The sequence below is a fragment of the Faecalibacterium sp. Marseille-P9312 genome, assembly GCF_902497445.1.
Lineage (GTDB): Bacteria > Bacillota > Clostridia > Oscillospirales > Ruminococcaceae > Faecalibacterium > Faecalibacterium longum.
The window spans coordinates 1-14,098 of record NZ_CABVEW010000010.1 but is presented as its reverse complement, the minus strand read 5'-3'; the positions used below and the strand labels follow the sequence as shown (position 1 = coordinate 14,098).

The 14,098-nt window shown below is 47.8% G+C and carries 17 protein-coding genes and 2 pseudogenes; 16 read left to right on the top strand and 3 right to left on the bottom strand.

Going from position 1 to position 14,098, the window contains the following annotated elements; all coding sequences use genetic code 11:
• The first annotated feature begins 172 nt into the window (after positions 1-172).
• From F3G95_RS08785 to F3G95_RS08765, 5 genes are all read left to right on the top strand, one after another.
• On the top strand, positions 173-763 hold the full coding sequence (locus F3G95_RS08785; RefSeq protein WP_243130338.1) for a hypothetical protein: 591 nt from the start codon (positions 173-175) through the stop codon (positions 761-763).
• Positions 764-775: 12 nt separating this feature from the next.
• Positions 776-958, top strand: a complete 183-nt coding sequence (locus F3G95_RS08780) for a DUF4316 domain-containing protein (protein WP_003500078.1) — start codon at positions 776-778, stop codon at positions 956-958.
• Entirely contained in the window at positions 958-1,299 is a 342-nt protein-coding gene (mobC, locus tag F3G95_RS08775) for a plasmid mobilization relaxosome protein MobC (RefSeq protein ID WP_012741672.1), read from the top strand. Before F3G95_RS08780 ends, mobC begins: the two co-directional genes overlap by 1 nt.
• A gap of 175 nt (positions 1,300-1,474) precedes the next feature.
• Positions 1,475-1,765, top strand: coding sequence for a CD1845 family protein (locus F3G95_RS08770; protein ID WP_005927606.1), 291 nt, complete (start codon positions 1,475-1,477; stop codon positions 1,763-1,765).
• Between the two features lie 79 nt (positions 1,766-1,844).
• Positions 1,845-3,260, top strand: coding sequence for a relaxase/mobilization nuclease domain-containing protein (locus tag F3G95_RS08765; RefSeq protein WP_008401432.1), 1,416 nt, complete (start codon positions 1,845-1,847; stop codon positions 3,258-3,260).
• Between the two features lie 169 nt (positions 3,261-3,429).
• Here F3G95_RS08765 and F3G95_RS08760 read toward each other — a convergent pair whose 3' ends face one another.
• Entirely contained in the window at positions 3,430-3,795 is a 366-nt protein-coding gene (locus tag F3G95_RS08760; protein WP_173762803.1) for a helix-turn-helix transcriptional regulator, read from the bottom strand.
• Between the two features lie 147 nt (positions 3,796-3,942).
• On the opposite strand from F3G95_RS08760, the gene F3G95_RS08755 reads away from it, so the two are divergent.
• The 11 genes and pseudogenes from F3G95_RS08755 (at position 3,943) to F3G95_RS08710 (ending at position 12,311) form a co-directional block, all read left to right on the top strand.
• The gene (locus F3G95_RS08755; protein ID WP_149794640.1) at positions 3,943-4,131 is read left to right on the top strand and encodes a helix-turn-helix domain-containing protein; all 189 of its coding nucleotides are present in this window, start codon (positions 3,943-3,945) and stop codon (positions 4,129-4,131) included.
• Positions 4,124-4,816 (top strand): response regulator transcription factor, encoded by a 693-nt coding sequence (locus tag F3G95_RS08750; protein WP_008705950.1) that lies wholly within the window; start codon positions 4,124-4,126, stop codon positions 4,814-4,816. The genes F3G95_RS08755 and F3G95_RS08750 overlap by 8 nt, the downstream gene beginning before the upstream one ends.
• Before the next feature lie 5 nt (positions 4,817-4,821).
• On the top strand, positions 4,822-5,739 hold the full coding sequence (locus F3G95_RS08745) for a HAMP domain-containing sensor histidine kinase (protein ID WP_149794639.1): 918 nt from the start codon (positions 4,822-4,824) through the stop codon (positions 5,737-5,739).
• A 134-nt stretch (positions 5,740-5,873) separates the two neighbouring features.
• A complete protein-coding gene (locus tag F3G95_RS08740) occupies positions 5,874-6,800 on the top strand; it encodes an ABC transporter ATP-binding protein (RefSeq protein ID WP_149794638.1) in 927 nt (308 codons plus the stop codon).
• The gene (locus tag F3G95_RS08735; RefSeq protein WP_055303121.1) at positions 6,793-7,578 is read left to right on the top strand and encodes an ABC transporter permease; all 786 of its coding nucleotides are present in this window, start codon (positions 6,793-6,795) and stop codon (positions 7,576-7,578) included. The genes F3G95_RS08740 and F3G95_RS08735 overlap by 8 nt, the downstream gene beginning before the upstream one ends.
• Positions 7,579-7,580: 2 nt before the next feature.
• Positions 7,581-8,360, top strand: coding sequence for an ABC transporter permease (locus F3G95_RS08730; RefSeq protein WP_128866118.1), 780 nt, complete (start codon positions 7,581-7,583; stop codon positions 8,358-8,360).
• A gap of 7 nt (positions 8,361-8,367) precedes the next feature.
• Entirely contained in the window at positions 8,368-8,829 is a 462-nt protein-coding gene (locus F3G95_RS08725) for a hypothetical protein (RefSeq protein ID WP_149794637.1), read from the top strand.
• Positions 8,830-9,269: 440 nt separating this feature from the next.
• Positions 9,270-9,692 (top strand): sigma factor-like helix-turn-helix DNA-binding protein, encoded by a 423-nt coding sequence (locus F3G95_RS08720; protein WP_027643547.1) that lies wholly within the window; start codon positions 9,270-9,272, stop codon positions 9,690-9,692.
• Positions 9,693-10,199: 507 nt separating this feature from the next.
• Positions 10,200-10,403, top strand: a complete 204-nt coding sequence (locus F3G95_RS08715; protein ID WP_117506436.1) for a hypothetical protein — start codon at positions 10,200-10,202, stop codon at positions 10,401-10,403.
• 133 nt (positions 10,404-10,536) lie between these two features.
• The gene (locus F3G95_RS13800; protein WP_005927581.1) at positions 10,537-10,713 is read left to right on the top strand and encodes a hypothetical protein; all 177 of its coding nucleotides are present in this window, start codon (positions 10,537-10,539) and stop codon (positions 10,711-10,713) included.
• An 89-nt stretch (positions 10,714-10,802) separates the two neighbouring features.
• Positions 10,803-12,311: pseudogene (locus tag F3G95_RS08710) on the top strand (recombinase family protein).
• A 63-nt stretch (positions 12,312-12,374) separates the two neighbouring features.
• On the opposite strand, the pseudogene F3G95_RS08705 reads toward F3G95_RS08710, so the two are convergent.
• Together F3G95_RS08705 and F3G95_RS08700 are read right to left on the bottom strand one after the other, a co-directional pair.
• Positions 12,375-13,544, bottom strand: a pseudogene (locus F3G95_RS08705) (recombinase family protein); the annotation flags it as partial.
• A 49-nt stretch (positions 13,545-13,593) separates the two neighbouring features.
• Entirely contained in the window at positions 13,594-13,830 is a 237-nt protein-coding gene (locus F3G95_RS08700; RefSeq protein ID WP_243130337.1) for a hypothetical protein, read from the bottom strand.
• Positions 13,831-14,098 lie beyond the last annotated feature (268 nt).

Here is a 14,098-nt window from a genome sequence, read left to right as displayed (position 1 = left end):
GCCGGGCGGCTGTTACGATTTGCCGCCTCCAAAGGCTTGACATTCCGGGCTTTTTTGAGGGTGTTTCCGGGGTGGGAATATCTTATTACATTTCTCCCCGGTCTGCCCTCTTATTTCGTAACATCCAGCACTTCGGGTCATGTTAGCCCGAGGCACAGAAAGGAGGGATCTCTTGGAGACAGTACAAGGATATGTGATTTTGAAAGCTGCCACCTTTGAAACCGGACACGGCTTTGCGCTGGGGCATAATCCGGGAGCGCCGAGCCCCTTTGTGACCTGGCAGTTTACCGAGGGGGAAACCGGCCATCGGGATTACTACTGGGGCCGCTATGGAACCAGTCAGGCGTGGGCGCAGAGGGACTTTGACCGCCGGGTGGACGACTATCAGCAGCTTTACCATGCGGCGGTCAAGCATACCGAGCTGGGACCGGAGGGCGTTTACCGCTATTATTCCACCCAGCGGCCCGTGGACATAGGAACTTACCCGAAGCTGCCGGATAACCAGCCTCTTTCCATCGTCAACTACGACGATGACAGGCGGCGTCCTGTGGCAGACGGCAGTCTGATGGCATGGGGCGAACTGACCTACGCAAAGCCGCTGACCGAAAAGCAGATGGAGGATTATGAACTGAAACCAGCACCGGGCAATCCTGACCGGGTGCGCCCATCCATTACCGCCCGGCTCAAAGAAGGAACCAGAGGGCAGGAACCCCCGAAGGAGCCCGGCCAGAAGCGGAGCCATAAAAACCATGAGGAACGATAAAGGAGGAACGCCATGCACGAAAAAGACAACTATCTGAAAACCGCCGAGCTCTCCACGGAGCAGAACTGCAACATGATCGACGGCGTACCCAACAACACGCCCATCCCACCCACGCCCCCGGAGCTGGACGCAAAACCGCTTGATAAGGTAAAGGAACCAAAAGAGCGCCGGAAAGGCCGGGAGCTGGAACGCTGATGGAGAACCGCAAGCGGAATGTCCATCTGCACGTCATGGTAACGCCGGACGAGCTGGCAGCCATCCATGAACGGATGGCTGAGGCGGGCATTTCCAACGCCGGGGCTTATGTACGGAAAATGGCTCTGAATGGGTATATCCTGCACATCGACCTTGCGCCCGTAAAAGAGCTGATCTCTCTGCAACGGCGCTGTTCTAACAATCTCAATCAGGTTGCCATACACGCACATACCTATGGCGTGTACCCGGAGGAAATCGACGGATTGAAGCGGGACTATGAAAAGCTGTGGGGCGAGGTGTCAAAGGTGTTGCGGGAGCTCTCCGAGCTGGTGGCAAAGTAAGACGAGGGCGGCAGGCTTCCGTTGCGGGGCTTGCCGCCCTGCTCTTTTTTTACCACTTCGGGCCAGTATGACCCGAAAGTTTGGGACAGGATTTACTAATCTTTCGCAACATTTATGTCCCCGGGCAGGCATGATAAAATAGAGGTAGGAAGGATAGATAAAGGAGGTTTTGAAGATGAAGATACTGCTGAAAATATTGGTTGCTCCCTTTGCTTTAGCGTTGTCCCTTCTGGCGGCTCTGCTGGTGTTCCTATTTGATATTTGTGCCGTCCTGCTGACGATTGCCTCTGTGATCCTGACGGTGCTGGGTGTCGCTCTCTTTTTCACGCCGACGCCCATAGGCGGGATTGTATTTCTGTTTCTTGCCTTCCTTCTTTCGCCGTATGGACTGCAAGCGGCGGCAGGCTCCCTTCTTTGGGCGCTGGACGGAGGCAAATCCGCTCTGTACCGGTTTCTGGCAAGTTAAGCAGCCTCGGGCCATACTGGCCCGAAGTCGGGGCGGTCTGAATGGGCCGCCCCTTTCTCATGGAAAGGAGGAATGATTTTTGGCTACCACAACTTTGTTACAGCGCCATGCGGGCGAAGGCGAAACGATTGCTGAGGCTATCCGGGATTGTCTGGACTATGGCAAGGACCCGGAGAAAACAGAAAGCGGAAAGTATATCTCCGCTTATGAATGTGATCCGGCCACCGTGGCGGACGAGTTCCTTTTGGCAAAGGCCAGCTATGCCGCTATGACGGGCCGGGAACAGAAGAAAGAAAATAATGTGCTGTGCTATCAGATACGACAATCCTTCTATCCGGGCGAGATCACCCCGAAGGAGGCGAACCGTATCGGCTATGAGCTGGCTATGCGCTGGACAAAGGGGCGGCACGCTTTTATCGTTACCACGCACACCGATAAGCAGCACATCCATTGTCACATTTATTACAACTCCACCACCCTTGACTGCACCCGGAAATTCCGAAATTTTTGGGGCTCCAGCTTCGCCCTTCGGCGGCTCTCTGACAGGCTGTGCCTTGAAAACGGGCTATCCATCGTGGAGAACCCGAAGCCCCGGAGCAAGGGCAAGTATCGGAACTATGGAGAGTGGCAGAAAGACCGGAAAGGGCCGCTTTCCTATCAGGACAGGCTGCGCCTTGCCATTGATACTGCGTTGGCGGAACGCCCCGCTGATTTGGACGAATTTCTCAATTTGATGAAGCGGGCCGGGTATGAGGTCAAGACGGTTCGGGGCGGCGGTATCAGCTTCCGGCTGACCGGGCAGGGACAGGAACGCTTCACCCGTCTGCGTGCCTCCACGTTGGGGGACGGCTACGACTTGCAAGATGTTCTGTCCGCCATTGAGGGCAAAGAAAAACGCCCCGGGCGCTCGGAGCGGAAAATCAGTCTGGCGGTGGATATTCAAGCAAAGCTGGCTGCCGGTAAGGGGCCGGGATATGAACGCTGGGCGAAGGTATTTAACATTAAGCAGATGGCCGCCGCTCTTGCCTATATACAGGACAATAACCTGACCGATTATGAGCAGTTGGCGAAGAAAGCCACCGAGGCGGCAGACCGTTTCCATGTTATTTCCGAACAGGTCAAGCAGACGGAGCAGGCCATGAAAACCAATGCCGGGCTAAAGGCCGCAACGGTTCAGTATGCCAAAACCCGCCCAGTCTTTGAGCAGTATAAGGCGACGAAGTACAGCCGGAAATTCCTTGCGGAGCATGAGGCCGACCTTGAACTGTACCGGGCTGCACAAGCGGAAATGCGCTCTCTGCTGGGCGGGGCGAAGCTCCCTAAAATGGATGTGCTGAAGGAGGAAGGCCGCAAGCTCACAGCAAAGAAAAAACAGCTCTATGGAGAATACCAGAAGGCACGACGGGATATGCAGGAGATCGTCACGATCAAGGCGAACATTGACACTCTGATGGGCTACACCGAGCCGGGAAGAAAGCAGGAAAAGGAGCGTTAAGGTTATGAAAATAAGGAGCAAAGCGACGCTGACACTTCGGGCCATGTTGGCCCGAAGATACGGGTTTGGGGCGAGCCCCAACAAGCCGCCTTTGTGCCACTTGTGGCCACAGAGGCATTGCTTGCCACTTAGCGGCAGCCCCAAAAATGGCGCAAAAAAACAGAGGCCCTTATTCTGGAACCTCCGTTTCTCTGGCTTTCTTAATGCCCTCGGCTGTGGCTTCTATCACGACAAGCTCTTTTTCATTCATGGAGTTTAGAAGCACATCAATATGCTTTCTGCAAGAGCTTGACCTTGCCCCTCCGTCCGCATGAATAAACTGGTCAACTGAAACGTCAAACATGGTAATGAGTTTAACAAAAAGGTCGAAGCTGGGATACTGACCTTTGTTCTCAATATTCATAATGGTACGGGAGTCACGGTCTACTAATTCCGCAACATAGGCTTGTGTCCAGCCCTTTTCTTCTCTGGCCCGTTTGAGAGCCGCCCCGAGGCCGTGAAAGTCAAACCTTCTTTCATTTTGGTTCATTCTCATATCACCCTATATCATTGTACATTTCGGGTTGGATTATGAGAATGTAATGGAATTTTACATAAAGTAGTATTTCATTTCATCAATATGCAGCCTCCAACTTGTACTATTCGAGATAAAGAACTATAATGTACTCTGTGGAGGTGCGAAATGGACTATATGACATTGAAAGAGGCCGCCGAAAAGTGGGGCGTGACACCTCGTAGGGTAAATTATTATTGCGCTGTTGGGCGTATCCCCGGCGCTGTAAAGATGGCTGGTGTTTGGCTGATCCCAAAGAACGCAGAAAAGCCGATTGACGGAAGGACAAAACAAGGGAAGGGGTTGCACCATGAATAAAATCCTGATTATAGATGATGACAGAGAACTGTGCGCTTTGATTAAACGTAGCGTACAAGCAGAAAACATAGAAGCTGATTTTTGTAATACCGGAAAAGAGGGCTTACAAAAATTAAGAGAGCAGGAGTATCAGCTTGTGGTGCTGGATGTGATGATGCCTGGTATGGATGGCTTTGAAACGCTGGAAGAAATCCGCAAAGAGAACAGTCTGCCGATTTTGATGTTCACATCTAAAAATGACAGCATTTCTAAAGTACGGGGCTTACGGGCCGGCGCGGACGATTATCTTACAAAACCGTTTGATATGGATGAACTGATTGCCCGTATTGCGTCTCTTATTCGCCGCTACACTCGCTTTAATCAGCAAGCTGGAGCCATACAAAAGCTAAATTTTGACGGATTGCAGATTGACCTTGAAAATCGTTCTGTTACTACATCAAACGGCACTTTTGAACTGCCCCCAAAGGAATTTGATTTGCTCCTGTACTGTGCAAAACATCAAGGGAAAATTTTGACCAAACAGCAGATTTATGAGGAAGTATGGGGCGAAGAATATTTCTATGATGATAGTAACATTATGGCGATCATCAGTCGGCTTCGTAAAAAATTAGAAGTCAATCCTTCAAGCCCAAAGTATATCCAAACGGTCAAAGGGATTGGCTACCGGTTTAATAAGGAGGTATAGCTGGTATGGAAATCATCGTTTCCTTGTCCATTGTGATTGCTGTTGTGGCTGTATTGACTTCCATCGTTCTCGTTCGGCGCGTAAAAAAACAAATCGCAGAAATGACCGATGTGCTGGTTGATGTGAAAAACGGAAATGGCAACCGGCGTATTCTGTCTGCAACAAATGAACTGACAGCACCTCTTGCCTATGAAATCAACGAGATCGTTGTGGCCTATGAAAGCAGACTTTCAACTGTACGGCAGACAGAAGAAACCAACCGCCAGCTTATGACGAGCCTTTCCCATGATGTGCGAACGCCCCTTACTACTCTGATTGGGTATCTTGACGCTGCACACAAAGGACTGGTCACAGGAAAAGACCGGGATGATTATATTGAAACCGCCCGTCGGAAAGCCCATGATCTGAAAGAATACATTGATGTACTCTTTGACTGGTTCAAGTTAAATTCAAACGAGTTTGCTTTGGAGATCCAGAGCGTTGAGGTTGCAGAGCTGACAAGAAATATTCTGATCGACTGGATACCGATTTTTGAGGATAAACAGGTTGATTATGACATTGATATTCCTGAACAGCCTGTCCGGGTAAGATTGGATATGGATAGCTATATGAGGATCATCAATAACCTTATTCAAAATGTAATCGCTCACAGCCATGCGGACAAAATCAAAATTTCCCTATCGAAGAAGGAAAATAACATGGAGCTGCTGCTGGCGGATAATGGAGTGGGAATTGAGAAGGAAGATTTGAAACACATTTTTGAACGGCTCTATAAGTGTGACAAAGGACGGTCTGAAAAAGGAAGCGGGCTTGGTCTTTCTATTGTCCATCAGCTTGTAGAAAAGATGGGTGGAAGTATAGCAGTTGAAAGTTTGCCGGGAAAAGGAACTGAATTTATGTTGCTTTTTCCTTTGGAGAGTTAAGCGGGTTCCCGTCTTTATGGCGGGAGCCTTTGTCATTTTACTGGATTTCAAATTGCAAGGTTAATGCAAGGTTGCGGCAAGGTTAATGCAAGGTTGGCATGATAGAATACCTTACAGAACAGGAGGTTTTGAATATGGATACAAATTATATCATTGAAACAAAAAATCTGACGAAGCAATACGGCTCACAAAAGAGTGTGGCTGACTTAAATATCCATGTCAAGCGTGGGAGAATTTACGGTCTGCTGGGCAGAAACGGAGCCGGAAAAACCACTACCATGAAAATGCTGTTGGGCTTAACGAAGCCGACTTCCGGGGAGGTCAAAATCTGGGGAAAGTCTTTGCAAGAGAATAAAAAGAAGCTGTTGCCCCGTATCGGAAGCCTGATTGAGTCCCCCGGTTTTTATCCCAATCTGACCGGCACAGAGAACCTGCGTATCTTTGCTACTCTGCGGGGCGTACCAAACAATCATGCTATCAAAGATGCTCTGGATCTGGTAGGACTGCCCTACAAAGATAAAAAGCTCTTTTCACAGTATTCTCTTGGTATGAAGCAGCGGCTTGCCATCGCCCTTGCCGTTATGCACGATCCGGAGCTTTTGATTTTGGATGAGCCGATCAACGGCCTCGATCCCATCGGTATTGCAGAAGTACGCTCCTTTATTCGGGAGCTTTGCGACGCAAGAGGAAAAACTATTTTGATTTCCAGTCACATTCTTTCGGAGATTTCTTTGCTGGCTGACGATATTGGAATTATCGACCACGGCGCGTTGCTGGAAGAAGAAAGCCTTGCTGAGCTGGAGCAAAAAAGCAGTAAGCATATCCGTTTTACGCTCTCTGATACTGCACAGGCGGCAAGAATTTTGGAACGCAATTTCCATGAAAACCATTTCTCCATACAGGACGACCATAATCTGCGCCTGCACAACCTGGATCTGCCTGTGGGTAAAATTGTAACTGCCTTTGTAGAAAACGGATTGGAGGTATCAGAAGCACATACCTGTGAAGAAAGTCTTGAAGATTACTTCAAGCGTGTGACAGGGGGCGAAGGAATTGCTTAAACTAATCAAATGCGAATTTTTGAAATTAAAACGGAAGAAATTTATTCCGCTGATTATTTTGGCTGCGTTCCTGTTTCCAATCCCGCTGACTTATCTGATGACAACGCCCTCTATGATGGAGCGATATACGGATCGGGCAGATGCTTTCGATGGACTATTTAACATGGTGTTGGGATATGGTATCCAGTTTTTACTGCCCTGCATTATCGGAGTGATTGCCGCTATTCTGTTTTTTATGGAACGCGACAACGATACATTCAAAAATCTGCGTACAATTCCCGTAACCAGCACGCAAATGGTACTTGCAAAGATTATTGTCCTTTTTATCTTTGGAATTGTTTTTTGCGTGGCTTCTACCATTGCAACAATTCTTTGCGGAATTGGAACATTAGAAGTTTATGGAATTGGTTATAAGCTGTTTTTGGCGGTTGAAACGGGGATCTTCATTACGGCAGGAACACTCCCGTTGATTGTCCTTGTTGTCTTTTTCAGTAAGACCTATGTTTTTTCCATTTTGTTGTGTGTCTTTTACAGCGTTCTGAACATGAGTGCTACGGCATTGTTTGACACACTGCCTAAAACTATGTTATGGCTTCTGCCCACGCCACTGACTACATTTTGGAGTGCGGGAGATATGGCGGCTCATGGAATAAAAATGGACTTGGAGCAAATGACAGGGCTAATTCCCTCAACATTTCAAGTTGTATTCATTCTTGGGATCATGGCATTGGTTTCGTTCTTACTGATTGACAGATTATATAAGCAGAGGGGGGAATAAACATGGTTCGCATTGTAAAAACAGAATTTTATAAATTGAAAAGGTATCATATCCTTTGGGCGGGCGTTGCACTCATGCTCCTATCCGTCCTGCTGACCTTGTTTACCTCTATGGCGAATGATGGTTCCGTTTGGAATTTTGCCTATCTTACAGAACAGGTCATCAAAAACAATATGTCCATGATTTTTCCGATGTGTATCAGCCTAATTGCTGGATATATGATTTCTCGTGAGCAGACGGATGACACATTGAAAAATATTCTGACTGTGCCGATCTCTTTTAAGAAACTGTTGACCGGAAAATTGATTGTGTGCGGCGTATTGTCTATTATTTTCGGGCTGATATGCAGTCTGTTTACAATCATAGCAGAAATGATTGTGGGATTTCCCGGCTTTGAGATTTCCTTAGCTCTAAAAGCAGCCTTGCAGATTACTGCGGTTAATTTCTTTTTATATCTTGCGGTTCTGCCGATTATCGCTCTTACTTGTCGGAGGGCAGGCAGCTTTTTAGTCGGTGTAATCATTGCTTTTGTCTATGGATATGGAGGGATGTTTGCCGCAGGAAATATGACATTAGCAAACCTTTATCCGATTACCGCAAGTCTTGGAATGGTAGGCTACCGTAGCTATGATACCGCAGTCAACTGGAATATCGGAACCTGTTCTTGCAGTCTTGCGCTTGCTGTCGTTATTTCTGCCATCTTGATTTTGTGCATGAAAGAACGAGAAGCAACCCAAACAAAGAAAAAGGCCAAAAAGGTAGCTCCAAAGAAAGGCTGGTGATGATTTTATGAAGAAAATAGTTTTAGCATTAACATTCGTCCTTGTGGGAAGTTTTATGCTTGCTGGCTGTTCAAAAGATGAAATTCTCAATCATTACAATAACATGGTTCAATCTGCGGGCTCCATAGAACTGACAGGGAAATCGTCACTGCAAGGGGAAAAAGAAAAAGGAATTGATGATTATACAGGGACTTATACGGCTGATTATGCGAACTTTTCAGGTACAGAGTATTTGTTCGGAGGAACTTCCATAAAGAGAAAAGCCGGTAAGGAGCTGTCCATTGATTGCACCTTGGAGATTACGGAAGGTACTGCAAAAGTATTTTGGATTTCTGGATCTGATGAAGCAGTCACGTTGATTGAAGCAACCGGAACTTATAGTGACACAATTACACTTCCTGATGGTGGAAATTATATCGGAATTGAATGCGAGAGTTTCACAGGAAGCATTGAATTAAATATTGAATAACATTCTGCCGGACGACGGCAAAAGAAAAAAAGCCGTCGTAGAGCAGACAATTTGACACGCCCATTTGAAACGGCGGCTTTGATTTTCAGAGCCGCCGTTTCTTTGCGTTTACACAAACCTATGACGACTTGCAGGGACACGGTAGCCGATTGGAGGTTGATTTACCGTGTCCTTCTTTTTATTTCGCAGTATCCATGATCTGCACCAGTTAAAAAAAGCGTAGCTCCCCCTCCGGGACAGTCTGGTTATGAATGTGAAATTAGACAACACATAAATGAATATGTCATTTCATGCGTCCGTGTGGCTTCATGCCGCCCGGGCGCTTTTGTGTTCTTATGGGGCTGCTTCGGGTCATGTTGGCCCGAAGTCATTCCCCGGTGTCGCTCCCCGCCGCCTTCGTTTCGGTCACTCGTCAACCAACAACCGAAACGGAGGTCAATATGGCTATTATCAATTTGCGGGACTATTACCCATTCTATACATCAGATTGCTTCATGGAAGTATCGGAAGAAGTTGCAGAAATGTTCAAAGAATTTGATCGTAAAGAGGCTGCCTACCGGCTGCGTACATACCGCCACAAAGCCTACTATTCCCTTGATCGGGATGATGGGCTGGAGCATGAGGCTGTCTTTGTCGCACTTTCGCCCCATGAGCTGTACGAGCGAAAAGTTACCATGCAGGAACTTCACGCAGCGATTGCCAGTCTGCCGGACAAACAGGCAAAACGGATTTATGCTCATTTCATTCTCGGCATGACCAAACAGGACATTGCCCGGGCAGAGGGCGTCCATGAAAAAGTGGTTCGTGTCGCAATCGAGCGAGGTCTGCGGCGCTTAGAAAAAATTTTGAAAATTTCTTTGTAAGGCGTACCGATTTAGGCCGGAAAATGAAATGGCTTATGAGAGGTAAAACACTTCGGGTCACAATGGCCCGAGGTTCAGACAAGCCTCATGCAGATTGAAAATTGAATAAAAAGACACCCGGATACGAAGGGGAACGCGCTGTGTGACAGACCCGCCATGACCTCGGATTTCAGAGAATACAGTCTTTGTAAAACTGAGCGAGCGAACAGGTCCATGCCATAGGTGGGGCAAGGCTGGCTCCACCGGAACAGGTGCAGGCCCCGGATACTTGCGTTTAGTCACAGTCCGAGCGTTGAAGCGGCCTTGCAAGCCGTGAGCCGTCGCAGGCAATGAGAACGCCTTGCCATCAGAATGGGGAGAGTTGAAATACTATGGGGCATGAAGCCTATGTCCGTCCGGTGTGTCTGAAATGAAGTGAAAACCTATGGGGAGCCCCCGGCAATGCTGTCTGATGATAGGCCAACCGATCCGGCGCGGCTCCCCATCTTTTCAAAAAAGGAGCACTTTATGGGAAATGCGTTTGGAATGATCCCCGGCTTGGAACCGGACGAATGGAGCAATGACGCTTGCCGTGGTTATGTCATTATGGCAATGGAGAACTGCGGATTTTCAAAGAAGGATATACGGCGTGTTGTGGGGCAGCTTTATGAAGTATTTGACCTCAACAGCGTGGAGGACGCCAAAGAAAAGTACCATTCCAGTCCTTACTGACCTCGGGCCACATCGACCCGAAGTGGAGAAAACTCAAAGGGCGGCACCTGCCGGGTGCCGTCTTTTGACATTTCCCCACGGGACAAGTGGGAAAGGCTGGCATATACACGCACTTTCGCAAAGGAGGTTTTCAATGACGCAAGCTGTCACTTATGAACGAGAAACAAAGTCTGTCGCATTTCAAGGGAAGATCATTGTGCTGGAAAGCCTCACGCCGGTACTTCCCCCGAAGGAGAAAGCACAGCGCAAAAAAGAAATTGAGCGTTGTCTTTACGAGGTGTTCAGCAAATATGGAGACAGATTTCCCTAATCATTCGCAACATTGTTGTCCGGGGCTGCTGATGGTATAATATAGTTGTAAGGTTGGTAGCTCCATTCCAACAAGGAAAGGAGCCCAATATGGAATTTATCAGAGAAGATTGTATTTACGCAAGACAGTCAGTAGACCGCAAGGACAGTATCAGCATTGAAAGTCAGATCGACTTTTGCAAGTATGAATTGAAAGGTGGGAGCTGCCGGGTATTCAAGGACAAAGGCTATTCTGGTAAGAATACGGACAGACCGGAGTTTCAAAAGCTGCTGGGCGAGATCCGCAAAGGAAAGGTCCGGCGGGTCATCGTGTACAAGCTGGACCGTATAAGCCGCTCTATTCTGGACTTTGCAACGATGATGGAGCTGTTTCAAGAGTACGATGTGGAGTTTGTATCCTCCACGGAAAAGTTTGATACTTCGACCCCGATGGGCCGGGCCATGCTGAATATCTGCATTGTATTCGCCCAGCTTGAACGTGAGACAATTCAGAAGCGTGTCACAGACGCCTACTATTCACGGTGCCTGAAAGGTTTTCACATGAGCGGACAAGCACCATACGGTTATCAGTTAGAGCCTACTGTGGTAGAGGGTATCCGCACAAAGAAAATGGTTGCCGACCCCGTAGCCGCCGACCATGTTCGGCTGATGTTTGAAATGTACGCTGAACCGGAAACCTCCTTCGGAGATATTACCCGATACTTCGAGGAACATGACATAAAAATTTATGGAAAATCCATGTTCCGTACATTTCTTTCCCAGCTTTTAAGAAACCCCGTTTACGCACAGGCCGATTTGGAGCTGTACGAATTTTTCAAGAGCCAGGGCGCAGCGATTGTCAATGACGCTTCCGACTTTGCCGGAACAAACGGCTGCTATCTCTATCAGGGGCGGGATGTGAAGGAGGACAAGGACAGGTGCTTAAAAGACCAGATACTTGTTATCGCTCCCCACGAAGCACTCATTTCCTCTGACACATGACTTAAATGCCGGAAAAAACTTATGGCAAATACCACCTTCCAGCAGGGACGGAAACCGAAAAATACTTGGCTGGCCGGAAAAATCAAATGCGGGCATTGTGGGTATGCTCTGAAAGCCACCCATGTACCAAACAGCACCGGCTATTTCCGCTGTACCAAACGGACGGAAAACAAAGGCTGTCCGGGCTGCGGGAAAATCCGCAAAGAAGAATTTGAGCAATTCATTTTCTCGGCCATGCAGGAGAAGTTCAAAGACTTTCAGATACTCCACGGCAGGGAGGAAAAAGTCAATCCGAAGCTGACCACCTATCAAGTGGAGCTGGCACAGGTGGAGGCAGAAATTGAAAAGCTGCTGGATACGCTGACCGGAGCCAATGCGACCTTGCTTGCCTACGCCAACAAAAAAATTGAAGAACTGGACACCCGACGCCAGACCATTTCAAAGGCAATCGCTGAATTGAGCGTTGAAACCATATCGCCCCAGCAGATAAAGAAGTTATCCTATTATCTCGACAACTGGGACAGCATAGATTTTGACGACAAAAGAAAAGCCGCCGATGGTTTGATCTCTACGATCAAGGCCACCAGCGACCGTGTTCAGATAGAGTGGAAAATCTGACATTTCCGCTCTATCGCCCCTCATTTCTATTTTATCTCGTTTGTACCCCTTGTACACCGATGTTTCTTCATCTTTTAGAACAAATCTCGAAAAGCGTTTGACCGATGCCAATATCAGGGCTTCAACATTATCGGCACTGATTGAATGGGCAGTACAGCCATTCACCCGACTTGCATATCCACCACAACGATAAGAATATTGAGTAGACCCATCCTTTTTACTGTAGTGTGTTTGCAAGGTCAATCTTCTGCCACAGTCGGCACAATACAGATACCCGCTTAAACGGTTGGTGTGCGTTCCCCAAGCAGAAGCACGATTCACTCGGCATCTGCGTTTCTGAACACTATCCCAAAGTTCTTGCGATATAATCGGTTCATGCGTGTTCTGGAAAACGTACTGTTCATCTTCATCTGTTTCTTTTCTCTTGTGAAGTTTGAAATTTGTGCTTACAGATTTTCGTAAAACAGTGTGTCCCAGATATTCCTGCCGACCTAAAATTGTTCTTACGGAGGAGGTGCCCCACAGGTACGGATTGGAGAACTTTGTCCCATTGTACTGCTCCGGGTGATATTTCTTTGCGTATGCAGCAGGAATCAGGACTTTTTCCTCTGTCAACAGTTCTGCGATTGTCCGTGGGCTTTTTCCTTCGTTCGCAAGAAGAAAAATGCGCTTTACGGCTTCGGATGCCACCGGATCAACAACAAGTGTCTGCTTGTCGTTCGGCAAACGGTTATATCCATACGGAATAGAGCCGCTGCAACGTTTTCCATCTTTCATCCGGGCATCGAACACAGCCTTGATTTTATTGCTCGTGTCTTTGGCATACCATTCGTTCATAATATTCAAAAACGGAGCAAAATCATTGTCTGAAGCATTGTTGCTGTCGATGCTGTTGTTGATTGCAAGGAATCGGACGTTTTTCTGTGGGAACAGAACTTCCGTATAAAAACCGACTTGCAGATAATTTCGTCCTAAGCGGCTCATATCCTTCACAATAAGCGTTTCGACATTTCCTGCTTCTACCTCTTTTATTAGAGATTGAAAGCCGGGACGATTGAAATTCACACCTGAAAAACCATCATCTGTAAAATGGCGGATGTTCTTGAAGCCGTTCTTTTGGGCGTAATCTTCCAGATATTTCTTTTGGTTGGTGATGGAATTCGATTCACCAGCAAGATCATCATCTCTTGACAAACGCTCATAGAGTGCGGTGATTTTTGGTTCTTTAGGCATTTGTTCTACCTCCTTTCTTATGGAATCTTTCAATTTAGGACAATCAAGTTTATCGTCCTATTAAAGTATAGCCTTCCGGGGCAAGCTCAATGGCCGTGGTCGTCTCACCAAAGGTGGATGCCCAGCAGTCGAAGTGGGTCAGCTTTTTCTGCTGTAAGGTGCTGTACTGCAAATACCGCATGACCGTGTACAGTTCGGTCATGGAGTTGCTCACGGGCGTGCCCGTGGCGAACACCACGCCCCGCCCGCCAGTCACTTCATCCAGATAACGACACTTGCCGAACATATCGCTGGACTTCTGTGCTTCGGAGGTAGAAAGGCCGGCAACATTGCGCATCTTGGTGTAAAGATATAATGTGCAGCACCTCTGCGGCTGCGAAGCAGTCCGCAGAGTAGTCTGCTTTGTTGTGATAGGTAACTTTTTGAAGTAATCTCCAAGTTTTCCCCCACCTCACGCCGGGCGTGCACCTTTCAGCGCACCCGGCGTACCATCAAATCGATTTACTTTCTTCCTTCAGATTTCAACACTGCTGTGTTCTCACGGACACAGAGTG